At 59.2% G+C, this 23,794-nt stretch carries 22 protein-coding genes and 1 pseudogene; 13 read left to right on the top strand and 10 right to left on the bottom strand.

The window, feature by feature from the left end; translation table 11 throughout:
* Positions 1-354: 354 nt before the first annotated feature.
* From ACFE70_RS14745 to mazG, 5 genes are all read right to left on the bottom strand, one after another.
* Positions 355-1,182, bottom strand: a complete 828-nt coding sequence (locus ACFE70_RS14745) for an energy transducer TonB (protein ID WP_375418529.1) — start codon at positions 1,180-1,182, stop codon at positions 355-357.
* On the bottom strand, positions 1,179-1,730 hold the full coding sequence (locus ACFE70_RS14740; protein WP_375418528.1) for an ExbD/TolR family protein: 552 nt from the start codon (positions 1,728-1,730) through the stop codon (positions 1,179-1,181). The genes ACFE70_RS14745 and ACFE70_RS14740 overlap by 4 nt, the downstream gene beginning before the upstream one ends.
* 68 nt (positions 1,731-1,798) lie before the next feature.
* A complete protein-coding gene (locus ACFE70_RS14735) occupies positions 1,799-2,428 on the bottom strand; it encodes an ExbD/TolR family protein (RefSeq protein ID WP_375418527.1) in 630 nt (209 codons plus the stop codon).
* 184 nt (positions 2,429-2,612) lie between these two features.
* Positions 2,613-3,530 carry a MotA/TolQ/ExbB proton channel family protein gene (locus ACFE70_RS14730; RefSeq protein ID WP_375418526.1) on the bottom strand — a complete coding sequence of 306 codons (918 nt, stop codon included), beginning with the start codon at positions 3,528-3,530 and terminating at the stop codon, positions 2,613-2,615.
* A 296-nt stretch (positions 3,531-3,826) separates the two neighbouring features.
* Complete coding sequence (gene mazG, locus ACFE70_RS14725; protein ID WP_375418525.1) at positions 3,827-4,702, bottom strand: nucleoside triphosphate pyrophosphohydrolase; 876 nt, start codon at positions 4,700-4,702, stop codon at positions 3,827-3,829.
* Between the two features lie 139 nt (positions 4,703-4,841).
* Between mazG and glmM the strand changes: the two genes are divergently transcribed.
* The 5 genes from glmM (at position 4,842) to ACFE70_RS14700 (ending at position 9,623) form a co-directional block, all read left to right on the top strand.
* Complete coding sequence (gene glmM, locus ACFE70_RS14720) at positions 4,842-6,248, top strand: phosphoglucosamine mutase (RefSeq protein ID WP_375418524.1); 1,407 nt, start codon at positions 4,842-4,844, stop codon at positions 6,246-6,248.
* Positions 6,249-6,329: 81 nt separating this feature from the next.
* Positions 6,330-7,466 (top strand): cysteine desulfurase family protein, encoded by a 1,137-nt coding sequence (locus tag ACFE70_RS14715; protein WP_375418523.1) that lies wholly within the window; start codon positions 6,330-6,332, stop codon positions 7,464-7,466.
* A gap of 153 nt (positions 7,467-7,619) precedes the next feature.
* Positions 7,620-8,318, top strand: coding sequence for a hypothetical protein (locus tag ACFE70_RS14710; RefSeq protein ID WP_375418522.1), 699 nt, complete (start codon positions 7,620-7,622; stop codon positions 8,316-8,318).
* Between the two features lie 47 nt (positions 8,319-8,365).
* The gene (locus tag ACFE70_RS14705) at positions 8,366-8,809 is read left to right on the top strand and encodes a PRC-barrel domain-containing protein (protein WP_375418521.1); all 444 of its coding nucleotides are present in this window, start codon (positions 8,366-8,368) and stop codon (positions 8,807-8,809) included.
* 67 nt (positions 8,810-8,876) lie between these two features.
* On the top strand, positions 8,877-9,623 hold the full coding sequence (locus ACFE70_RS14700; protein ID WP_375418520.1) for a hypothetical protein: 747 nt from the start codon (positions 8,877-8,879) through the stop codon (positions 9,621-9,623).
* Positions 9,624-9,625: 2 nt separating this feature from the next.
* Here the strand turns inward: ACFE70_RS14700 and hemH are convergent, their stop codons facing one another.
* Positions 9,626-10,711 (bottom strand): ferrochelatase, encoded by a 1,086-nt coding sequence (hemH, locus tag ACFE70_RS14695; protein ID WP_375418519.1) that lies wholly within the window; start codon positions 10,709-10,711, stop codon positions 9,626-9,628.
* A 248-nt stretch (positions 10,712-10,959) separates the two neighbouring features.
* Here hemH and era point away from each other — a divergent pair, with 248 nt between their 5' ends.
* From era to ACFE70_RS14680, 3 genes are all read left to right on the top strand, one after another.
* On the top strand, positions 10,960-11,856 hold the full coding sequence (gene era, locus ACFE70_RS14690; RefSeq protein WP_375418518.1) for a GTPase Era: 897 nt from the start codon (positions 10,960-10,962) through the stop codon (positions 11,854-11,856).
* Between the two features lie 209 nt (positions 11,857-12,065).
* Positions 12,066-13,397: a ribosome biogenesis GTPase Der gene (gene der, locus ACFE70_RS14685; RefSeq protein WP_375418517.1), complete on the top strand. Its 1,332-nt coding sequence runs from the start codon at positions 12,066-12,068 to the stop codon at positions 13,395-13,397.
* A 68-nt stretch (positions 13,398-13,465) separates the two neighbouring features.
* Complete coding sequence (locus ACFE70_RS14680; protein WP_375418516.1) at positions 13,466-13,732, top strand: hypothetical protein; 267 nt, start codon at positions 13,466-13,468, stop codon at positions 13,730-13,732.
* 82 nt (positions 13,733-13,814) lie between these two features.
* Here the strand turns inward: ACFE70_RS14680 and ACFE70_RS14675 are convergent, their stop codons facing one another.
* The 4 genes from ACFE70_RS14675 to ACFE70_RS14660 all read right to left on the bottom strand — a co-directional run bounded on the left by ACFE70_RS14675 (position 13,815) and on the right by ACFE70_RS14660 (position 16,953).
* On the bottom strand, positions 13,815-14,381 hold the full coding sequence (locus ACFE70_RS14675) for a hypothetical protein (protein WP_375418515.1): 567 nt from the start codon (positions 14,379-14,381) through the stop codon (positions 13,815-13,817).
* Between the two features lie 53 nt (positions 14,382-14,434).
* Positions 14,435-15,256: an N-acetylmuramic acid 6-phosphate etherase gene (gene murQ / locus ACFE70_RS14670; protein WP_375418514.1), complete on the bottom strand. Its 822-nt coding sequence runs from the start codon at positions 15,254-15,256 to the stop codon at positions 14,435-14,437.
* A 102-nt stretch (positions 15,257-15,358) separates the two neighbouring features.
* On the bottom strand, positions 15,359-15,622 hold the full coding sequence (locus ACFE70_RS14665) for a cytochrome b5 domain-containing protein (protein ID WP_375418513.1): 264 nt from the start codon (positions 15,620-15,622) through the stop codon (positions 15,359-15,361).
* 140 nt (positions 15,623-15,762) lie between these two features.
* Positions 15,763-16,953: a formimidoylglutamase gene (locus ACFE70_RS14660; RefSeq protein WP_375418512.1), complete on the bottom strand. Its 1,191-nt coding sequence runs from the start codon at positions 16,951-16,953 to the stop codon at positions 15,763-15,765.
* Between the two features lie 203 nt (positions 16,954-17,156).
* Between ACFE70_RS14660 and ACFE70_RS14655 the strand changes: the two genes are divergently transcribed.
* The 5 genes and pseudogenes from ACFE70_RS14655 to ACFE70_RS14635 all read left to right on the top strand — a co-directional run.
* Positions 17,157-18,920, top strand: a complete 1,764-nt coding sequence (locus ACFE70_RS14655) for an AMP-dependent synthetase/ligase (protein WP_375418511.1) — start codon at positions 17,157-17,159, stop codon at positions 18,918-18,920.
* Positions 18,921-19,519: 599 nt separating this feature from the next.
* Positions 19,520-20,164, top strand: coding sequence for a hypothetical protein (locus ACFE70_RS14650; RefSeq protein ID WP_375418510.1), 645 nt, complete (start codon positions 19,520-19,522; stop codon positions 20,162-20,164).
* Positions 20,165-20,281: 117 nt separating this feature from the next.
* On the top strand, positions 20,282-20,758 hold the full coding sequence (locus ACFE70_RS14645; protein ID WP_375418509.1) for a MarR family winged helix-turn-helix transcriptional regulator: 477 nt from the start codon (positions 20,282-20,284) through the stop codon (positions 20,756-20,758).
* A 48-nt stretch (positions 20,759-20,806) separates the two neighbouring features.
* The gene (locus tag ACFE70_RS14640; RefSeq protein WP_375418508.1) at positions 20,807-23,215 is read left to right on the top strand and encodes a 3-hydroxyacyl-CoA dehydrogenase NAD-binding domain-containing protein; all 2,409 of its coding nucleotides are present in this window, start codon (positions 20,807-20,809) and stop codon (positions 23,213-23,215) included.
* Between the two features lie 187 nt (positions 23,216-23,402).
* A pseudogene (locus tag ACFE70_RS14635) lies at positions 23,403-23,794 on the top strand (acetyl-CoA C-acyltransferase); the annotation flags it as partial.

Below are 23,794 nucleotides of genomic sequence, written 5' to 3'. Positions count from 1 at the left end.
CTCCAAGGATAATATAGAGTAGCGACATAAACAGCACAAACCAACGCACCAGTCGCTGTGGTGAATGTCCCAGTCGTTCTTCAGTAGTCGGCATATTAAGCATGGCAAAACTGTAGGGTTGGCCTTGTAACGAAAAACCATCGTCAATTTGTTCAGATAACTGACCTCCACTGAGAATGAGCTAGTAGCGCCGTGCTTTCAGCCCTACCCCCCTCAACGCTGACCAAGTGCTTTTATTTAGTGGCCAGTGCTGGTATAGTACGAAATGCCATGCAGGCACTAACCTTTAGGTCATGAAAAACCCCGAACCAAGACGGTGCTTGATTCGGGGTTCCTAAAAGTGAGCCGGAATGATTACTGAATCTTAAAGGTAATCGGCACGGTGAATGACACGCTTACTGAACGGCCATTCTGCTTGCCTGGAACAAACTTGGGCAGCGTTTTCACAGCCCGGATCGTTTCCTCATCCAGTCCGGAACCCAAGCCTTTTACCACTTTAACATCCGAGACATCACCCTGCGAGTTTACCGTGAACGAAACAAAGATGCGACCCTCCACTTGGTTGCGCAGGGCGAGCGGCGGATACTTGGTAGCCTTCTGGATAGCCGCTACGATAGCTGCGTTGCCGCCGCCGCCAGGCAGTTCCGGCATCTGCTCTACGTAGGTGTAGACCTTATTTTCTACCACCTCTTCCACCACTTTATTACCTTCACCGGACAGCTCGGACAAGTCAACAGCATCGGTGTTGCCTTGTACAGTCACCGTAGCTACGGTCTTTTCCTTTAGCTCTTCCTGGTCAGGCACCTCCTGTTTTTTCACTTCCTCATCCTTCTTTACCACCGGCGGGGTAAACTTGATGGTCGTGAGCTTGGGCGGCGGGGGTGGGGGGGCCTCCGGGGGCGGGGGTGGGGGCGGAGGCTTGGTATCGTCGAGGGGAGGCGCCTCCATCAGCACGTTCTCTTGCAGCATTTTGGGCTTTTCCTTCGGCAGCTTGTCCTTAATAAGCTGCGCGATGAGCGGGAAAAACACGAGCAGCGAGAAAATGGCCGTAGCAATAATCAGCGCCCGCGTCACGTGGCGCTGATAGAGCCGCCGGAGTACGTAGGCGCCATACAGTTTGTTTCGCCCCTCAAAGACAATGTCATTGAGGCTCGCCGCGGCGATTTGCGCGTTGTCCATCATAATGCAGATTCTTTAATAAGCTCGGTGTCGTCTTTCGCAATCTTAACCAGCGCGTATTTCTTCTGATTCGTGATGTTCATCTCGTCCAGAATGTCGACCATGTTGCGGTACTTGGCGTCCTCAGTTGGTTTAATCAGGATGATGGGCAGCCGGTCTTCCGCGCCCCCAGCCTGCCGCTGCCGCTCCAGCACCACCTGCCGGATACCACCCGCCGAATAGTTGGTCACCTTGATTTCCGGCTTAGCCACTGACTTGTCGCTTGGCGTGTTCAGCCCAAAGTAGTAGTACACTTTGTTGTCCTTGCCCATAATAATGGTCATGGCTTGCGAGGCTTTGATTTTGGTGTCTTCCACATCGTCGGTTTTCTTAACCGGCATCGTGAGCTGCATCACGTTGGGCTTAGCAAAGGTCGTAGTAAGCATAAAGAAGGTGAGCAGCAAAAAGGCCAAGTCGACCATTGGCGTCATGTCAATCTTGGTTGACATTTTCTTGGCTCGCTTCTTCCCTCCTTTGCCACCGGAGTCGCCTTTCGGTTGAATTTCTGCCATAGGAATTATTCAGTTAGTAAGTGACAAATAACTTTAAAGATCAACAAGCCAATTACAGCAGCACCGCTCTACTGCGCTGCCACGGGCTTGTTTTCCATGTCCGTAATCAGATTGAAGCGGTTGATGTCCTTCTCCTGCAAAATCTTGATTACCTGCTGCACAGTCGGTACATCGGCATTGCCATCGCCTTTGACGGCAATGTAGGTAGGCTTTTTAAAGATAGCCTGGTTGGCGCGCCGGGATTCTAGTACCCAGTCAATTACTTGGTTATTAAGCGAGTCGAATGGCACACCTTTCGCAGTTTTGTTAACTTGGGCCCGCTCTTCTTTGCTCATGTTCAGGTAGGAGCCCAGTTGGTTGATGGGCACTCCGAAATTAGGCAGGTTGCCAAATTCCTTGGTTTGCTCGGCCGTGAAGGTGACGCCATACTTAGCGCCTACTTTTTGAAGGGCCTGAATTTTGGTCTGCTTGGCATCAACGCCGAAAAATACGCGCTTATCCTTGTCGACCGTCAGGGTGATAACGTTATTCTCCGGCAGCTTCAACTCGGAGATCGACGAGGGCGTATCAACTACCACTGACTCTTCCGGGGCGAACTTAGTCGTCAGCATAAAGAAAGTCACTAGTAGGAAAGCCAGGTCCACCATCGGCGTCATGTCCAGCGACGGCGAGGTGCGGTGCGGTTTTACTTTGGGCATTGCGAGGTAGGTTAAAAAGGGAACGTCGTTTAAACGACGCTCCCCGTGTTTTAGTGCATCCTTGTCTAGCAGCCAGCGGTCAGAGTCATGCAGTTGGTTTAGGGGGGTAGGAAATAAATATTAGTGACTCATTCCAGTTACTCCAGCTTAAACCATTAACTGACCCCCAACAGTTAGCTAATAGCTAGACCACCTGCGTGGTAGCGGCGCTCTGCGTTTGATTCTGGTTCTGGGCCGCGAACGTCTGGATGATGCTGAAGCCAGCTTCGTCGATGCTGTACGTCAGCTCGTCAATTTTGCTGGTGAAGTAGTTGTAGGCCACAATGGCCAGAGCCGAAGTGCCAATACCGAGGGCCGTGTTAATCAAGGCCTCCGAAATACCGTTGGCCAGGGCGACGGCATCGGGTGTGCCGGCCTGGGCTAGGGCAGCGAAGGCGTTAATCATGCCGAACACCGTGCCGAGCAGACCTACCAGCGTTGCAATTGAAGCCAGGGTAGAGATAATAACCAGGTTTTTCTCGAGCATCGGCAGCTCCAGGGCAGTGCTCTCTTCGATTTCCTTCTGGATGGCCAGCACTTTCTGGTCGGTGTTCATGCCACGCTCACGGGTCATTTCCTGGTACTTGTTCAGGCCAGCCCGTACTACGTTCGCCACCGAGCCTTTCTGCTGGTCGCAGGCGGCAATAGCGCCGTTGACATCGTTCTGGTTCAGGCGCTGGCGCACGGTGCGCACGAAGGCCTCAATGCTCTTGGAGCCTTTGGCCTTGCTGATGGTGAGCAGACGCTCAATTGAGAAGGTAATAACGCAGAGCAGCATCGTCATCAGAATCGGCACGATAACCCCGCCTTTGTACACAATTCCGAGGTAGTCGCCAGGATTAGGGTTGTTTTTGCTGTCATTGCCCTGAAAGTGGCTGGGGTCGCCCAGCACGAATTTATAGACAATAATGCTGACAACAAAGGCTAAGATGATAACCAGGACGGAGAACAGCGAGGCGCCACCGCTGCTTTGGGCGTCGGCGTTCTTGGAAGAAGGCACCGGCGTAAGAGGGGCCGAAGCAGCGGGCCGAGGGCTCGTATTCAGGGCATTTTTCTGTTCCATTGTACCGGAGTGTTTGGGGGTGTGGGTGAAAAGTAGTTGAGTTGAGTGGGTAAAGAAAAAGCAAAAAATTGGTTGGCGCTGCCAAACCGGACAATTTCAGGAAAAGTTTATATCAAAACAGGGGCCCGGCAAGGCTTGTGGCAAGCCGGGGGTTGCAGTCAGCCGCTCTGAGCTAAACTAACTCTTTCAGTTGCCGGACAAACCTAGCCAAAAACCAGCGGCCAGCCAAAAAAACGGCAAGGCAATCAATAAAACCGCGTTTTTACTGCTAAGCTGCCACTTAAGGCGCAACAACGTTAAATATTCGCAACCGGTTTAGCTGTTGAGGTAGCGGCTTCGCGCTTGGCCTGCTCCCAATAGGCATCCATCTGGCTCAGGGTGAGGTCGGCGAGGCGCTGACCGGCGGCGTCAGCAGCGGTTTCCAGATACTGAAAGCGGCTGATAAACTTACGGTTGGTGCGCTCCAGCGCTTCCTCGGGGTTGATGCCAGCGAAGCGGGCGAAGTTGACCAGTGAAAAAAGCAGGTCGCCAAATTCCTGGGCGGCGCGTTCGGCCTGCTCGGGGGGGGTAGGACGGCCGTGGCCGTACTCGGCGCCGAACTCGGCCAGCTCCTCCTGCACCTTGTCCCAGACTTGAGCCGGCTCTTCCCAGTCGAAGCCCGCGCCGCGGGCTTTCTCCTGAATGCGCATGGCTTTCACCAGGGCGGGTAGGGAAACGGGCACGCCGCCGAGCACGCCGCCGGTACTGCCTTTTTCCTGGAGCTTGAGCTGCTCCCAGTTGCGCTTCACGGCCGCTTCGTCGTCGGCCTGCACGCTGCCGTCGCCGTAGATGTGGGGGTGGCGAAAGATGAGCTTCTCGCACTGCGCGTTGAGCACGTCGGCGATGTCGAAGGCGCCCTGCTCGGCGGCGATGCGGGCGTAGAAAACAAGGTGCAGCATCACGTCGCCCAGCTCTTTTTGCAGGTCGGGCAGTGAGTCGCGCAGGATGGCGTCGCTGATTTCGTAGGTTTCCTCGATGGTGAGGTGGCGCAGGCTTTGAAGGGTTTGTTTCCTATCCCAGGGGCATTCCTGCCGCAGGCGGTCGAGCACATCGAGCAGCCGGCCAAAGGCGGCGAGCTGAGCGGGGCGCCGGGCGGCTTGGAGCAAAGCAGGGGGGGTAGGGATATTTTCCATAAGAAGGGAAGTCGGCTCTCAAAGATAAGGCCGGCGCCGGCCAGCATTTTTAAGGCGGCTGGTCGGGCCTAAAACGACCACGCTATACAGAGGTGAGGCGGTATTGTGCCTACTTTTGTCTTTCTACAATTACGCTCTCGTGACGCTTATAAAATCTATTTCCGGCATTCGGGGCACCATTGGGGGCCCAGTCGGACAAGGCCTGACGCCCCTGGACGTGGTGCGCTACGCGGCGGCTTACGGCACTTGGGCGCTAAGCCAAAGTCCCCAAAACGCGGGCCGCGGCCTGATTGTGCTGGGCCGCGACGCCCGGCTCTCGGGCGAGATGGTGAGCCGCCTGGTGAGCGCCACGCTGCAAGGCCTGGGCCTCGACGTGGTAGACCTGGGCCTCTCGACCACGCCTACCGTGGAGATGGCTGTGCCCGCCAAAAAAGCGGCCGGCGGCATCATCCTCACCGCCTCGCACAACCCCAAGCAGTGGAACGCCCTCAAACTACTCAACCACGCAGGTGAGTTCATTTCGGAGGAAGAAGGGCAGCAGGTGCTAGCCCTGGCTGAGAGCGAGGCCTTCGATTTTGCGCCCGTCGGCAAGCTGGGGCAGTACAGTCTAGATACGAGCTTTATTAACAAGCACCTGAAGGCCATTCTCGCCCTGCCGCTCGTGGATGCGGACGCCATCCGGGCCCGCAATTTCCGGGTGGTGGTCGATGCCGTGAACTCGTCGGGTGGCGTGGTCGTGCCGCAGCTGCTGGAGATGCTGGGGGTAGGGATTATTGAGAAGCTGCACTGCGAGCCCACCGGCGACTTTGCCCACAACCCCGAGCCGCTGCCCGAAAACCTGCGCGACATAGCTAAGGTGCTGGAGAAAGGCAGCTTCGACCTCGGCATTGTGGTGGACCCCGACGTGGACCGGCTGGCGCTCGTGTGCGAAAACGGTGAGATGTTCGGCGAGGAATATACGCTGGTGGCCGTAGCCGACTACGTGCTTCGGCAGCGCGGCGGCGGCAACACCGTGAGCAACCTGAGCAGCACCCGCGCCCTGCGCGACGTGACAGAGCGCGCCGGCGGACAGTACAGCGCCGCCGCGGTGGGCGAGGTGAACGTGGTGAAGATGATGAAGCAAACCAACGCCGTGATTGGCGGCGAGGGCAACGGCGGCATCATCCTGCCGGAGCTGCACTACGGCCGCGACGCGCTGGTGGGCATTGCTTTGTTTCTGACGCACCTGGCCAAGTCGGGCCTGACCATGACGCGGCTGCGGGCGTCCTATCCCAGCTACCACATCTCGAAAAACAAGATTGAGCTGACGCCGGATATCAACACCGACCACGTGCTGGCCCGCATGGAGCAGAAATACGCCAAGCAGCCCGTCAACACGATTGATGGTGTGAAAATAGAGTTCGACAAAGAGTGGGTGCACCTGCGCAAATCGAACACCGAGCCCATCATTCGTATTTATGCGGAATCGGATTCTAATGCTACGGCCGAGCACTTGGCCCAGAAAATTATTGCCGACATCAAGGAGATAATCGCGGTGAAAGTCTAGTACTCAATGAATAATTAGCAGTGGACGATGAGTAATTTGTTCGGGCGCTATTGTTAATTGCTCATTGTTAATTGTCTAAAAATGCACGCCTACTTCGACAACGCCGCCACGACGCCGCTGGACCCGGAGGTGCTGGACGCTATGCTGCCGTTTCTGACGCAGCACTTTGGCAATCCCAGCAGCATTCATGGGCCGGGGCGGCAGGTGCGGGCGGCTATCGAGAACGCGCGCAAAACCGTGGCGCACCTGCTGGGCGCGGCGCCGGCCGAAATCTCGTTTACGTCGGGCGGCACCGAGGCCGATAACTACGCCGTCTTCGGCAGCATCCGCACGCTGGGGCTGACCCACGCCATCACCTCGCCGCTGGAGCACCACGCCGTGCTGCACCCCTTGCAGGCGCTGGCCAAAGCCGGCGAAATCCAGCTCAGCTACGTGCGCCACGACGCGCGGGGCCAGCTGGATTCGGCCCACTTGAACGAGCTGCTGACTGATAATCCGCGCAGCTTCGTGAGCCTGATGCACGGCAACAATGAGATTGGCAACCTCAACGATATTGCGGCCATTGGCGAGCTTTGCGCCCGCTACGATGCCATTTATCACACCGATACGGTGCAGACGGTGGGCCACTATCGGCTGGATGTGCAGCAGCTGAAAAACCACTTCCTGGTGGGCGCGGCGCACAAGTTTCACGGGCCGAAGGGGGTAGGGTTTCTCTACACGCGCAGCGGCGTGCGGGTGCAGCCGCTCATTCACGGCGGCTCGCAGGAGCGCAACGTGCGCTCCGGCACCGAGAACGTATACGGCATCGTGGGCCTGGCCAAGGCGCTGGAAATCGCACACCGCGATATGGCGGCGCACCGGCAGCACGTGCTGGCGCTCAAGCACCGCTTCATCGAAAAGCTGCAAGCCGGTATCGCCGACGTGCGCTTCAACGGCTGCTCGGCCGACCCTGACGCCAGCCTCTACACCGTGCTGAGCGTGAGCTTGCCGGCTTCGCCCATCAGCGAGATGCTGCTTTTCAATCTGGATATCAACCGCATCGCCGCGTCGGGCGGCTCGGCCTGCACCAGCGGCGCCCAGGCCGGCTCGCACGTGCTTGAAGCCTTGGGCTGTGACCCTGAGCGCGGCACGGTGCGCTTTTCGATGAGCAAACTCAACACCAGTGACGAAGTAGACTACGCCGTGGCCCAGCTGGCCAAGCTCTACCAGCCGGCGTAGCTGGTTAGAAGACTAGCTCAGCACTTGGGTTGCGGCGTTTGGATGAAAGCAGGGGGGTAGGGAATTAACGCCGCGGGCCCGGAACGCGTAAGCCTGGGCGGCGCCCACAGTAGGGCTGCTTCAACTTGCTCTCTATTTTCTTTTTCCTGCTGAATGGCTGAAATTCATATTCAACCCAAAAAGTCGGCCCCCAGCCCGTGGCTGCTGGTGCTGCTGGTGGGCGCGCTGCTGGCGTTGGCCGCTTATTTTTACCTGCGCCCCGACCCGGCTGATACGTCCACTGCCGCAGCTCCAGTTCCAGCTGCCCCAGCTGCCAGTGCCGAACCCTCAGCTGCCGCCACCCCCCGGGAGTTGCCAGCTGCTACTGCGCCGGCCTCACCTGCGCCGCCTACCCCCCCTCCGGCCGCTAACCCCGCCGACGAGCCCGCGCCTACCCCCCTGACGCCCAGCGAGCTGGCTGCCTACGCCGCCACCGATGCCGCCGTGCCCGGCTACGCCCGCCGCGGCTTGCAGCAGCTGGCCGCCACCCTCGTAGACCTGGCCGACCGCGCCGACCTGCAAGACCCCGCCGTGCAGGAGCAGCGCAACAACCTGACCAGCGCCACCGCCCGGCTCGGCGAGGATGCCAGCGCCAGCCTGCGGCCCGGCTTCGTAGCGGCAGCTGGTTTGCTGCGCACCGTTCAGCAGAAAGCCTACCCCGACCAGGAAGCCTCGGCCGCGCAGCTCCAGCAGCTGGCCGGGCAGCTGTCGGGGCGCGCTAATACGGCCGCCGAGCAGCAACAGGTGCGCCGGTTTCTGAGCGCGGCGGCCGTGTTGCTGGAGCCATTAAGCCGACCGGCTGCCGCGCAGTAGCTTTAGCTCTCAGCAGCCATTGTTTAGCTTGAATCAGCTTTTTCGCCATGAATTCCTCTGTCTTACGCCGCTTGCGCGACCTGCCCGAATTTGAAGTAGCCGACCGCGACCCCGACCCGCGCGGCTGGACCGTGCGCGGCGGCGACGGCCGGCCGCTCGGCACCGTGTACGAGTTGATTGTGGAGCCCGAAGCCCTGCAAGTGCGCTACCTCGACGTGGCTCTGGATGCCGCCTTGCAGCCCAACGAGCACGAGCGCCATATTTTGCTGCCCATTGGCGTGGCCGCCCTTGATGCGGAAGCCGACAACGTGTTCGTGCCCGCTCTTAACCACGAAAACGTGCTGCGCTACCCGCCCTACGTGGAGCTGCAAATCACGCGCGACTACGAGCGGGCCATGCTGCAAGCCTTGCAGCTGCCCGCGCCGCCGGAGGGGGAGTTTTATGGGCAGCCGGCCCACGATGCGGGGGCGTTCTATCGCAGCCGCCGCTGAAGCGAGTTGGCGCTGGTAGCTTAGCGTTGCCTTGCAACCTTTCGGCTTCTATAAAGGTCCCGGCACTATGAAGCACCCGCTATACCTTGTTTTCGCGTTAGTTCTGCTGGCCGGCTGCGCGCCCACGCTGGCCCCGCACACTCCTTATTTGCCAATCGTGCGCAGCCAGGGAGAAGCGGAAGCTCACCTCGTCAGTAGCCCCACAGGCCGTGAGTTGGAATTGCAGCTCGGCTATCAGGCTACGAGCCGGTTGGTGCTGCACACGGCGCTGCTTCGTCATGAGCGCCCGAGCACGGGCAAGAGCTTCCGCTCGGCTGACCTGGGGCTGGGCTACTACTGGCCCTTAAAGGACGGCCGCTGGCGGCTGGGACTGCACGGTGGCTTGGCCTACGGACGGGGTAAATCAGGTGGAGGATTCTGCTTTGACTGCGATGGCCCCAACTCTACTTTCCGCACCCAGTATGTCTATGCTTACGTGCAGCCCACAGCACTGATAACCCAGGACGATTTTACGCTGGGGCTGGGAGTGCGACTCGGCCAGGCTCATTATTATCAAATGCGGCAATACCGCACCGACCTACGGTCCGATACCATACTTACGCGAACGTTAAACCATGACGGGCGCAATGCAACGTTCCTGCAGCCCATGATGCAGGCCAGCTACCGGGTAAGCCCCTGGCTGGCGCTCTCAGCGGGCGGGGGAGTGCAGTTCTTCATGGGAAAGCGCCGGGATTATCTTGACGATATGAACCCCTTTATCGGACAGGTCGGGCTGCATTTTCTGGTGACCCGACGCCCTACCCCCTCGCCCTAACTCTAATTCCGTCGAATCATCCCCGCCACGGCCTCAACCCACTGCGGCTCCGAGTTGAGTGAGGGGACGAGCTGCCAATGGCCGCCGCCAGCCTGCTCAAACAGCTCCTTGAATTCCTCGCCCACTTCAATGGTCGTTTCCAGGCAGTCAGCCACGAACGCGGGCGAGAAAGCCAGCACATTCTTGATGCCGCGAGCCGGAAACTCCTTCAGCGCCTCGTCGGTGTAGGGTTGCAGCCAGGGGTCGCGCAGGCGGCTTTGCAGGCGGCTCTGGAAGCTGACCGTGTATTGGTCGGGGCTCAGGCCCAGCTCGGCGGCCACGAGGCGCGAGGTGGCGAAGCACTGCGCGCGGTAGCAGTAGCGGTTTTGCTCGGTGAGCGTGTCGCAGCAGGCACCAAAGCGGCAGTAGTTGGTCGGGTCGCCCTTCTTGACGTGCCGCTCCGGAATGCCGTGGTAGCTGAACACGACGTGGTCGTAGTCGTGCTGGGCCATCTCGGCCCGGCCCCGCGCGGCAATGGTGGCGATGAAGCCCGGCTCGGTGGCAAACTGACTGATGAAGTTGATGCTCGGCACTATCCACCAGTCTTTCACGATATCCATCACCTTCTCCTGCACCGAGCCCGTGCTGGCCGAGGCATACTGCGGAAATAGCGGCAGCACGATGATGCGCTCCACGGCCGCCACGCGCAACTCTTCCAGCGCCTTTTGGATGCTGGGGTTCTGGTAGCGCATCCCGAAAGCCACCACGTATTCTTCTCCCAGCGCAACCTGCACTTTTTGCTGCAAGTCCAGCCCGTGGAAAAGCAGCGGCGAGCCACGCTCAGCATCCCAGAGCTGCTGGTAGATTTTGGCTGACTTCGGCGCCCGCAGCGGCACCACGAGCCCCTGAAACAGCGGGTAGCGGATGGCGGCCGGCATGTCTACTACGCGGCCATCAGTTAGAAACTCGTTTAGGTAGCGGCGCACGTCGGGCGTCTGGGGCGAGTCGGGCGTACCCAGGTTGACGAGCAGCACCCCGACGCGTTTGGCGGGGCTGGCGGCGGCGGAGGGGGTAGGGGCCGTGGTAGAAGCGAGAGCGGCAGAAATCATCGGGCGAAGGTCCTAAAAAACAAGTCAAATCAAGAGCGGAGCCGGCACTTAGGCCAGCGCGGCTCGCGCCGCGTTGGCCCAGCCCAGGGGGGGGTAGGTCTGTCAAACCAATAGGGGTAGGGCTTAGTTTGCGAACCCGCCGAACAGACGCGGCACCCGGCGACTGGTTTGGTGGGCACTAGCTTTTCGGCGCCAAAAATCGTACCTTTGCGGCCCTGATTTTCAAACCTTTCCCTGATTTCCCGCCCATGAATCCCGAACCCAAGCCGCACCGGGCGGGCTTTGTCGCCATCATCGGCAAGCCCAACGTGGGCAAGTCCACGCTCATGAACGCGCTGGTCGGCGAGCGGCTCAGCATCGTCACGAGCAAGGCCCAAACCACGCGCCATCGCATCCTGGGTATTCTGAATGGCGACGATTTTCAGCTGATTTACTCCGACACGCCCGGCATCATCCAGCCCAAATACGAGCTGCACAACGCCATGATGTCGTTCGTGTACTCGTCGCTGGAAGATGCCGACGTCGTGCTATTCGTAACCGACATCTACGAGAAGCACGACGAGGAGCCGGTAGTAGAGCGCCTGCGCAAGATGCAGGATACGCCCATCATTCTATTAGTCAATAAGATAGACCAGGCTGAGCAAGATGAAGTGGAAGCCAAGCTGGCCTACTGGCAGGAGCAGTTGCCCAACGCTGCGGAAGTCCTACCCATTTCCGCGCTCAATGCCTACGGCACCGACCGCGTGCTGGAGCTGATCCTGGAGCGCCTGCCCATTCACCCCGAATATTATCCTAAGGACGAGCTGACCGACAAGCCGGAGCGATTTTTTGCCGCCGAAATGGTGCGCGAGAAAATCTTCAAACTCTACAAAAAGGAAATTCCCTACAGCTGCGAAGTCGGCATCGAAGAGTTTAAGGAAGAGGAGGATATCATCCGAATCCGGGCCATTATCTACGTCGAGCGCAGCTCCCAAAAGGGCATCATCATCGGCCAGAAAGGCGAGGCGCTAAAGAAAGTCGGCACCTGGGCGCGGGAGGAGATGGAGAAGTTTTTCCTGAAAAAAGTGTTCCTGGAAATTCACGTGAAAGTGAACGAGAACTGGCGCGCCGACCCCAAGGCGCTGGCCCGGTTCGGGTATCAGTAAGGAATTAATAATAAGGCGGTCATGCAGAGCGCAGCGCAGCATCTCGCATGGGGCAGTAACCCACGGCAACCAACGATTGAATTACTGCTGCACGCGAGATGCTGCGCTGCGCTCTGCATGACCGCCAGCTAACGCAATACGACCAATTTTAACCACCCAACCTTGGGCACTGCCGGCGCTGGTCAGTCGGGGGCTGGGGCCAATCATTCATGAGTACAAGAAACACCATCGCCATCGTGGGGCGGCCCAACGTGGGCAAATCCACGCTATTTAATCGGTTGGTCGGGCAGCGCCAGGCCATCATGGACAACCAGTCGGGCGTGACGCGCGACCGGCACTACGGCTACGGCGACTGGATTGGCAAGAACTTCACCGTCATCGACACTGGCGGCTACGTCCACGGCTCGGACGATATCTTCGAGGAAGAAATCCGCAAGCAGGTCAAGCTCGCCATCGAAGAGGCCGACGTGGTGCTTTTCATGGTCGATGCCGACGCCGGAATGCACGGGCTGGATGAAGAATTTGCCGCCGTGCTGCGCCGCTATCAGGGTCAGAAACCTATCTACATCGTCGCCAACAAGGCCGACACCCACGCCCGCGCGCACGCCAGCGGCGAGTTTTACGCGCTGGGTTTGGGCGAGCAGGCCGAGGTGTTTCCCATTAGCTCGCAGAGCGGCGCCGGCACCGGCGAACTGCTCGATGCCGTGGTCGCGCACTTCGAGGAAGCCGGCGAGGAAGACCCGGATTCGGGCATTCCCAAAATTGCCATCGTCGGCCGGCCCAACGCCGGCAAATCCAGCTTTGTGAACCTGCTGCTGGGCGCCGAGCGCAGCATCGTGACCGACATCGCCGGTACCACCCGCGACGCAATTGAATCGAAATACGCGGCCTTTGGCAACGAATTCATTCTCGTCGACACGGCCGGCCTGCGGCGCAAGGCGCGGGTGAACGAGGACGTGGAGTTCTACTCCAACCTGCGCGCCATCCGGGCGATGGAGGCAGCCGACGTGTGCATCGTGATGCTCGATGCCAGCCGCGGCATCGAGGCGCAGGACGTGAGCATCATCGGCCTGGCCGACCGCAACCGCAAGGGCATCGTGATTCTGGTCAATAAGTGGGATTTGATTGAGAACAAGGAAACCAACACGGCGCGGGATTTCGAGGCCAAGATTCTGGAGAAAATCAAGCCCATTGCCTACCCCCCCATTGTGTTTATATCGGTGCTGAACCGGCAGCGGGTGCACAAGGCCATCGAGACGGCCATTGAGGTGTACCAGAACAAGCGCAAGAAAATCCCGACCTCGCAACTCAATGATACCATGCTCAAGGAGATTGAGAAGTATGGCCCGCCGGCCGTGAAAGGCAAAATCGTGCGCATCAAGTACGTGACCCAATTACCTACTCACAACCCGGTATTTGCCTTTTTCTGCAACCTGCCGCAGTACGTAACCGAGAGCTACACCCGCTACCTGGAGAACCGAATGCGCGAGCATTTTGACTTTACCGGCGTGCCGATTGGCATCGTGTTTCGGAAGAAGTGAGGGGTAGGGTTACCTTTTTTCAACCTCAACATTAAAGGGCGAGTTTTAACCCCCAACCAACCTCAATCATGAAAAAAGTATTGTTCCTCGCCCTGGCCGCCGGCACCCTGACCTTTACCTCCTGCGACAGCAAGAGAGAAGACAACATGGAAGCCCAGGGCACTGAAATCAAGAACGAAGGCGAAGCCAAAGCCGACGCAATGGAAGAAAAGGCCGAAACCATGCGCGACTCGGCTAACGCAGCCGGCGAGGCTATGGGCGACAAGGCTGACGCTATGGACCCAAACAGCACCAACTCGACGACTACGACCACCACGACGGAGACTCCTAAGTAGTCTGCCCTTTTTACACGATAAAAAAGGCCCTTCCCGTAGCGGGAAGGGCCTTTTTTGTGCACCTTCGGTCTGTTGGCTCAACCTAACCCAGGCGGCGGCGCAGCAGCCCATCGACAACCTCAAACAGGCGGCGCGGCTCATAAGTGCGCCAAGGCAGCTCATCGAGCTGCCCGCCGAAATTGACGTAAGAATCGAGGTTGTACTGGCGCATCTCGCGCTGCACGTGCTCCTGGAAGTTGACGCCCGCAATCCAGCCATCTTCCACATCCTCAAACCATTCCTCGTAGTACGAATCGTCGGAGCCGTGGAAGTTGAACACGTTTTCGCCCACGAGCACGAATTTGCGCACGCCCTCGTGCACGAGCACATCCACGATGTTACGCTTCAGCTCCATGATGTCGTTTTCGATGGCGTCGTTCCACTCGCCGATAAACTCCAGCACGGCGATACTCAGCTCGTAATCAACGAAGAGAATCTTGATGAACAGCGTGTCGGAGCCCAGGCTATCCCACTGGGGATGAATGTAGTAGCCGTAAATCGTATTGGTGTAGGAGTCCAGGCTGTTCTCGGCCTCGAAGAGCGGCGAGCGCGGATCTTCGGACGCTGAGTACTGCTCAATCCAATTGTAGTGCGGCTCGATGGTGTGCATGGCGGGGCAGCGCGGGCGGGGACGAAAGTAGGAAGGCCAAAACGCCGCTGGCTTCAAAACGTTCGCCCGCGTTCCCTACCCCCCCAATTCGCTAAAGCCGCCCGCACGCTGCCGTGCGCTTGCAGCAGCGCGGCGGCCTCGGCTTCGCTGATGCCTAGCTCGTCTATCAGCATTCGCTCGCCGCGGGCCACGAGCTTGACGTTGCTCAGCTTCATGTCCACCATCTTGTTGCCCTTCACGTAGCCCAGGCGGATAAACGTAGCCGTCGTCAACATGTTGAGCACCAGCTTCTGGGCGGTACCCGCTTTCAGCCGGGTGCTGCCGGTGAGAAACTCCGGGCCCGTCACAACCTCGACCGGAAACTCGCAGGCCGCCGCCACCGCCGAGCCGGCATTGCAAACCACGCAGCCCGTGGCCAGCCCTGCTGCGCGCGCCGCCGTCAGCCCCCCGATGACGTAGGGTGTGCGGCCCGACGCGGCGATGCCCACCAGCACATCTTTCTCCGAAATATTGTGGGCCTGCAGGTCGCGCCAGGCTTGCTCGGCGTCATCCTCGGCGCCTTCCACGGCCACCCGGATGGCGCCGTCGCCACCGGCCATCAGGCCCACCACCAGGCTGGCCGGCACGCCAAACGTGGGCGGACACTCCGACGCGTCGACCACGCCCAGCCGCCCGCTCGTGCCCGCCCCGATGTAGAAGAGCCGCCCGCCGGCTCGCAGCCGCGCCACGGTTGCCTCAATCAGCTTTTCAAGCTGGGGTAGGGATTTTTGCACCGTCAGCGGCACGGTCTGGTCGAGCTGATTCATACCGGCCAGAATGGCGGCCGTGGGTAGGGTTTCGAGATGGTCGTATTCGGAAGGCGATTCAGTGGTCATATAAGTGCGTCATGAATAGGTAAGTCAGGTGCGCCGGCAATGCGGGCACATTGGGCGAAAAGCAGGGGGTAGGGCGTAGCCCGGACCGCGGAGGGCTGGCAATCACTGCGCCAGCCGGCCGACTACCGGAAATTTGAGGAACACATCCGCCTGATGCGGCGCGTCCTGGTCCATCTCCGCCGTCAGGTCCTGGCCGGCCCAGTGCTCGTAGTGGTTACCGCGCTTCCAGAGCCGCGACTTGCTTACGTCATAAATCAGGCCCTGGTAAGCGGTCCAGATTTCGTCGCGGTCCTGGCCGTTGCGCAGCGCCAGCTGATTTTTGGTGTAGGTTGGCAGCTCATCTATCATATTGAAAAATAACGTCATGCAGAACGCAGCGCAGCGGAGTGAAGCATCTCGCGCGGGTAACTAATTCAATCGTTGTTTCTCCGCAGATTACTTCTCCGAGCGAGATGCTTCACTTCGCTGCGCTGCGTTCTGCATGACGGTCTTCTTGCACAAAATTCCTACCCCAGCAGCGCCTGCAAGCGAATCCAGCGGTTGGGCAGGTCGCCCTGCGCGGCGTGCAGGTAGTCCTGATACGTGCACGGCACCACCCGGCGCACCCGACTGTCGGCCAGGCTTTCCACTTCCAGCCACCACTTGCCGCTGCGTTTACTCTTGAAAAACACCAGCTCGGCAGGCGTGCCGGGCAAGACCACGGCGTAGCGCACGAAGCGGCGCGAGGCGAAGTCGGTTTCGGGCTGGCGGTGGTAATAGCCTTCGAGAAAATACCAGAGCATGGTGGCCAGCGCGGCGGCGGCCAGCCCGTGCGGGTCGTGCTCGGGGCGGTAGCCATACAGGCCCAGGGAGCTGAGCTGGGCGTTGTGGCCGGCGTACCAGCAGAGCTGGGCCGCATCCTCGTTGCTGAGCCCGAACGGGTTGGGCGGGTAGTAGCCGGGCGCGTCGGGCCAGCGCAGAGCGGTCACGTCGAAGCTCAGAAAATCAGCCTGGCGCAGCAGCGGCTCAGCCTGCTGCAAGTCCTGGCGAATTTCACCTAAGCGCAGCGTCTCGAAGTGCAGCTTTTCGAGGGCGGCCAGCACTTCGGGCGGCACCAGGTACTGCTGGTGCGCGAGCTGGGCGAAGCTGAAGATAAAATTGGGTTCGTGCACCAGCAGGCGGCGCAAGTGGCTGTCTTCGGCCGCGATGCCGTTGCGGGCGTGGGCGCCGCCGGGCTCGGCCATGTCCAGCCGCGCATCGACTACGGCGAAGCTGATGGGCCGCTCCAGGGTTTCGTAGGCCAGAAACTGGCCATAATCCAAATCGTGGGAGCCGCCGAGCAGGATGGGCAACGTGTTGTGCTCCAGCAGCGCGCCCACAATTTCGCGCAGCCGCTGATAGGTATCGTCCAAAGTCAGGCCGGGGCGCAGGTTGCCCAAATCGACCAGCCGCACCGGACCGTGGCCTTTTTGTAGCTGGTAAAACCGCTCCCGGACGCGGTTGGCGCCGCAGAGGGGGGTAGGGATTTCGGGGCCAACTGCGGGCGGGCCGGCGGCGCTGCCGCGCCACTCATCCAGGCCAATCAGGGCCAGGTCGGCGGTGCGCCAGTCGGGGAAAGTGTCACTAAAGCGCGAGGCGTAGGCGGCCAGCGTGGTCGGGGCGGCGGACGGCGCGGTGAGGCTTTCGGGCAGCGGGTCGAAAAACAGGGCCAGGTTCATGCGGGCGCGGCGGACAAGGGCCGAACAAGGGCCGGGCAAAACTACGCACGAGCTTGCATCGGCCGCGCTGCCATTCCCTACCCCCCTCCCGCCGCCTGAACCGTAGGTGCCGGCGCGGCAATTAGGGTATCTGTGAAAATTAGCTTTTATTTAACCTGGATTTCACCCCTCACCCCTCACCCTTCTGCCTTCCCACCCGCCTCATGGACATTCGTCGCTCCTTCGATGTACTGGCTCACCAGCTCGAACAATTTCCGCAGCCCGACTGTCTGGCCGCCAAACTAGCCGGTCAGTGGACGCCCATCAGCACCCAGCAGGTGCAGGAGCAGGCCAACTACGTCAGCCTGGGGCTGCGACAGCTCGGCCTGGGCCGTGAAGACAAGGTGGCCATCATCAGCCTCAACCGCCCGGAGTGGCTGCTGGCTGACTTTGGCATCGCCCAAATCGGGGCTGTGAGCGTACCCATGTACCCGACCATCACCACGGAAGACTACAAATACATCTTCCAGGATGCCGGCGTGAAGGCCGTTTTCGTGTCCGACCAAGGGTTGTATGACAAGGTGAAAGAGGCTACCGCCGGCCTGGGCATCCCGGCTGAAAACATCTTCACGTTCGAGAAAATCAGCGGCGCCCACCACTTCGGCGAGCTGCTGGAGCTGGGCCGCCGGGGCAACCCGGCCGACCTGGAGCCCCTGAAGGCCGCCGTGCAGCCCGACGATTTGCTCACGCTCATCTACACCTCCGGCACCACCGGCAAGCCCAAGGGCGTGATGCTCTCGCACGATAATCTGCTCAGCAACTGCCGCAACTCGCAGCCCATAGTGCCCATCACCCGCGCTGATAAAGCGCTGAGTTTCTTGCCCTTGTGCCACATCTTCGAGCGCATGGTGACGTATCTGTACCTGATAAACGGGACCAGCATCTACTACGCCGAGGGCATGGAAGTCATTGCCGACAACCTGCGTGAGGTGCAGCCGACTATCTTCACCACCGTGCCGCGCCTGCTGGAAAAAGTGTATGATAAGATTGTGGCCAAGGGCCACGAGCTGGAGGGAGTGAAAAAAAACCTGTTTTTCTGGGCCCTGGATTTGGGCCTGAAATACGACACGCAGGAGGACCAGGGTTTTTTCTATAATACCCAGTTGGCGCTGGCTCGTAAGCTTATCTTCTCGAAGTGGCAGGAGGCGCTGGGCGGCAACATCCGCTGCATCGTGAGTGGCGGCGGGGCCTTGCAGCCGCGGCTGGCGCGCGTATTCTGGGCGGCCGGCATCCGGGTAATGGAAGGCTATGGCCTGACCGAAACGTCGCCCGTGATTGCCGTGAGCGGATTCGAGCCCGAGGATAACAAGATTGGCGCCGTCGGGCCCGTGATTGCAAATACAGAGGTTAAGATTGCCGAGGACGGCGAGATTCTGACCAAATCGGCCTCCGTGATGAAAGGCTACTACAACCAGCCGGAGCTGACGGCCGAAGTCATTGACCAGGACGGCTGGTTTCACACCGGCGACATCGGCGAGTTCGTCAACGGCCGCTTTCTTAAGATTACGGACCGCAAAAAGGAGATGTTCAAGACCAGCGGCGGCAAGTACATTGCCCCGCAGGTCATCGAGGGCAAGCTCAAGGAAGACCCGCTCATCGAGCAGGTAATGGTGGTGGGCGCCGACCAGAAGTTTGCTTCCGCGCTCGTTATTCCCTCCTTCGCCGACCTGAAAGGCTGGTGCAAGCGCAACGGCGTGGCCGACTGCCCGAATGAGGAACTCGTTAAGAATGAGAAGGTAGTGAATCTGTACGAAAGCCTGGTGAAGAAGCACAACCAAAGCTTTGCGCAGTGGGAGCAGGTCAAGCGCATCGCGCTGCTGCCGGAGCTATGGACCGTGGAGAGTGGCGAGATGACGCCTACCATGAAGGTCAAGCGCAAGGCCATCACGGAGAAAAACAAGGGCCTGATTGAGGGAATGTATCACTAGCTGCTGTTAAAGTTTAATAGAAATAAGCTTGCCTAGCCGCCCCTGGTAGTCTCAACAACGCGGGCTTCGCCTCCGGCACCACGGTTTATTTGGCGGCTTTCGGTTCGACCTTTTCACTGGCTTCGTATTCGGACCCCGCCACTGGCCGGCTTGTATTCCCGACTTTGAATCCGGTTAGTTCGCCAGTAGCTGCTGTGATAGTCCCCTAGGCTGCGCAGGAAAAATAAATACTAGGCTAAAAAGGCTGGACTTGTCCAGCCTTTTTTCTTACACCCAGCACGGGATAGTAGGCAAGCCAAGCCGCTTTCCAGACCAACTCGAGAAGAATCATACCAGGGTTCTAATTTATGCTAAAAATTTAATAATTAATAATCTATAATCAAAAGTACCTTTGACGGCATTTATATTCACTCACTTTACTGTTTTTTACAATGAAACTATTACGACTGTTATTCACCACTTTAGCCGCCGGAGCACTGCTGGGCGGTTGTCAGAGCAAAGACGGTGACCCAGGTCCTGCGGGCCCCGCGGGCCCTGCGGGTCCCGTGGGCCCCGCTGGTCCGAGCTTAACGGGCAGCTTGGTTGGCTTCGTTAGGCCCGTGGGCGAAGACGGCGACCAACTGTCAAAAGCTGGGGTCGTCGTCACCGTGACCAATGTGACGCCGCAACTTACCCAGACGACGGATGCTATCGGGCGCTACGAGTTTGCCAACCTGCGAAATGGTACTTACAATTTAACTTATACCCGGCCTGGCTTAGGCTTGCACAAGGTGTTTGGTTTCGGCCACGTGGGGGGTGAGCAGCCCAGCTTTGTCGGCACTACTTTTCTAAGTCAAGTCTCCAATACCACCGTGACCAACCTGACGGTAGTCTCGCCTCAGTTCGATTCGAGTAATGGAAGCTATGCGCAGCTATCAGCCACGGTAGCCAATCCCACGAGCAGCAATAGTTATCGGCGGGTTGCCGTGTATGCCAGCGCCAGTGCAGAAGTTACTTCCGCAACCGGTACGCTGCTAGGAGAGTATTTCGTTTACCAAGGGAGCAACGGCCCAACCAGCACGATAAGTGTTCCGCAGGCCGCGTTTACCGGAGCTGGCTTTGCTACCGGAAGCCGGGTTTACGCAATTGCCTACGGCGCCCCGGACTACTATGGTAATTCTTATACCGAAATCGCTACCGGCCGTCAGGTCCTGACGGCGTTGAATCCGGTTGGCTCCCAAGTGGTTTCGTTTACCGCGCCCTGAGCAGTGCGCCTGTTTCAAGAGGAAGAGCCGCCCGAAGGAATTCGGGCGGCTTTTTTTGGCTAACTGTTATGCAAGCCTAACAAAATCTTCGTATGTTTACCGCACTTTCCCTACGTTATGAAACCCGAAGAGACTGTCGACTACAACATCAAAGTGGCCTGGCACGCCATTTCGCGGATGTACAACACGCAGGCCGCGCGGCATGACATCACGACCAGCATCGGCTTCGTGCTGCTCAACATCGACCAGGAAAACGGCACGCCAGCCACGAAAATCGCGCCGCTGCTCGGCCTCGAAACTCGCAGCCTGACCCGCATTCTGCGCTCGATGGAAGATAAGGGCTTGATTTACAAGCAGGCTGATTCGGTGGACAAGCGTTCGGTGCGCATCTTTCTCACGCCGCTGGGCCTGGAGAAGAAAGAAATTTCGCGCCAGACGGTGCGGCACTTCAACCTGAAAATCCGGGAGAAAATCTCGCAAACCCAGCTCGATACGTTCTTTAAAGTGGCCGCCCAGATTACGGGCATGATTGAGGGCAAGGTTCTGTTTGAGAGCTTCGTGCTCAAGCACTTGCAGCCCGAGCCGACCAAGTAAGCGGCGGCCCTGTTTCCCTACCCCCCCATCACCTTATCACCCCAAAAAGTGAATCGGACGATAAAAAAAGTCGCCGTGCTCGGCTCCGGCGTCATGGGCTCGCGCATTGCCTGCCACTTCGCCAATATCGGTGCGCAGGTGCTCCTGCTCGATATCGCGCCCAAGGAGCTGCTGCCCGAGGAGGAGAAAAAAGGTCTCACGCTCGATAACCCAGTTGTCAGGAATCGCATCGTGAACGCCGCCCTGCAAGCGGCCACGGCCAGCAACCCGGCCCCGCTCTACCGTAAGGCCGATGCCGCGCGCATCAAGACCGGCAACTTCGACGATAATCTTAAGGAAATTGCCGGTTGTGACTGGACCATTGAGGTCGTCATCGAGCGGCTTGACCTTAAAAAGAGCCTTTATGAGCGCATCGAAGAGTTTCGCAGGAAAGGCACGCTGATAACGAGCAACACGAGCGGCATCCCGATTCAGCTGCTGGCCGAGGGCCGCAGCGACGATTTCAAGCGGCACTTTTGCGGCACGCACTTCTTCAACCCGCCGCGCTACCTGAAGCTGCTGGAAGTGATTCCGGGCCCGGAAACCGACCCTGGAATCGTGGATTTTCTCTTACACTATGGCGACCTGTATCTGGGCAAAACCACGGTGCTGGCCAAGGACACGCCGGGCTTCATCGCCAACCGCGTGGGCGTCTTTGCCTTGCTCGACGTGATGCACCTGATGCAGAAGCTGGGCCTCACGGTCGAGGAAATCGACAAGCTCACCGGCCCGGTGATTGGGCACCCCAAGTCGGCCACGCTGCGCACTTCTGATGTGGTAGGGCTGGATACGACCATTAGCGTAACGAACGGGCTGGCGCAGAGCCTGCCAAACGACGAAGCGAAGGATACGTTTTCCCTACCCCCCTTCGTGGCGAAGATGGCCGAGAACAAATGGTTGGGCGACAAAACCGGCCAGGGCTTCTACAAGAAAGTGAAGGGCGAGGGCGGCCAGTCCGAGATTCACGCCCTGGACCTGAATACGCTGGAATATAAGCCGTCGCAGAAGGTGAAGTTTCCCACCTTGGAGCTGACCAAGACGATGGAGCAGCTCGCGCCGCGCTTTGCGGTGTTGCTGGGGGGTAGGGACAAGGCGGGCGACTTCTACCGGCAGATGTTCGCCGGCCTGTTTGCCTACGTCACCAACCGCATCCCCGAAATTGCCGATGAGCTGTATAGAATTGACGATGCGCTGCGGGCCGGCTTCGCTTGGGAAATGGGTCCGTTTGAAACCTGGGACGCTATCGGCGTGCAACAAGGCGTCGAGCTGATGGCGGCCGAAGGCAAGCAGCCCGCCGCCTGGGTGACGGAGATGCTGGCGGCCGGGCACACTTCGTTCTATAAAGTGACTGAGGCTGGCGTCCGGCAGTTCTACGATGTAGTGAGCCAAAGCTATCAGTCCATTCCGGGCGTGGAGAACTTTGTCATTCTCGACAACCTGCGCGCCACGGGCAAGGTGTTGTGGAAAAACGCCGGCGCCTCGGTCGTGGATTTGGGCGACGGTATTCTGAACGTCGAGTTTCACTCGAAGATGAACTCGCTCGGCACCGACGTTATCCAGGGCTTGCTCAAAGGTGTAGAGATGGCCGAAAGTAGCTACCGCGGCCTAGTGGTGGGCAATGATGCGCCGCAGTTCTCGGCTGGCGCCAACCTGGGCCTAGTGTACATGCAGGCGCTGGAGCAGGAGTTTGAGGAGCTGAATGTGATGATTGCGCAGTTTCAGCAGGCCATGATGCGGATGCGCTACAGCAGCGTTCCGGTAGTTGGCGCCCCGCACGGCCTGGCCCTCGGCGGCGGCTGCGAGCTGAATCTGCACTGCGACCGGGTGGTGGCGGCCTCCGAGACTTACATGGGCCTCGTGGAATTCGGCGTGGGCCTGATTCCGGCCGGCGGCGGCACCAAGGAAATGACCTTGCGCACGGCCGCCAAGTATGAGGAAGGCGAGCCGGAGCTGAACCTGATTCGCAACACGTTTGTGACTATCAGCACGGCCAAAGTCTCCACGTCTGCGGCCGAGGCCTTTGACCTGGGCTTCCTGCGTTCCGGCGATGAAATCGTGGTCAATGGCAGCCGCGTCATCGCCGCTGCCAAGGACGCAGCGCTGGAACTGGCCGATGCTGGCTACACGCAGCCGGTCCAAAAGACCAACATCAAGGTGCACGGCAAGGGCGCGCTGGCCATGTTCAAAACCGGCGTCTACGCCATGCAGCAGGGCCGCTACATCTCCGAGCACGACCAGAAAATTGCCGACAAGCTGGCCTACGTGATGTGCGGCGGCGACCTGAGCTCACCCACGGAGGTGAGTGAGCAGTACCTGCTGGACTTGGAACGTGAGGCGTTTCTGAGCCTCTGCGGCGAGCGCAAGACACTGGAGCGGATTCAGTCGATTTTGACGACTGGCAAGCCGCTGCGGAATTAGCTTGGCGTTAACCTCACCCCCTAGTTCCCTCTCCAAAAGAGAGGAGGAACTAGTTTCTAGCGCTAGAAACTAGATTTTAAAGAAATACGGTTTTCAACTTATTATAAGCTAGTTAACTAGCGCTAGAAACTAGTTCCTCCTCTCTTTTGGAGAGGGAACTAGGGGGTGAGGTTAACGCCAGCACATCATGACCCAAACTGCCTATATCGTCGCCGGCTACCGCACGGCCGTCGGCAAAGCGCCCCGCGGCGTCTTCCGCTTCACCCGCCCCGACGACCTCGCGGCGGACGTTATCAAGCACCTCGTCAAGTCAGTGCCCGCGCTGGACCCCAGCCGCGTGGACGACGTGATGGTGGGCAACGCCGTGCCCGAAGCCGAGCAAGGCCTGCAAATGGGCCGCCTGATTTCGCTGCTCGCGCTGCCCATCAACGTGCCCGGCCTCATCGTGAACCGCTATTGCGGCTCCGGCGTCGAAACCATTGCGATGGCCGTGAGTAAAATCTCGGCCGGCATGGCCGAGTGCATCATTGCCGGCGGCACCGAAAGCATGAGCATGGTGCCCACCGTGGGCTGGAAAAC

It is taken from the genome of uncultured Hymenobacter sp. (assembly GCF_964243305.1).
In the GTDB taxonomy this organism is placed as follows: domain Bacteria; phylum Bacteroidota; class Bacteroidia; order Cytophagales; family Hymenobacteraceae; genus Hymenobacter.
The sequence above is the reverse complement of the archived record's forward strand: the minus strand, read 5'-3'. Positions and strand labels throughout refer to the sequence as shown.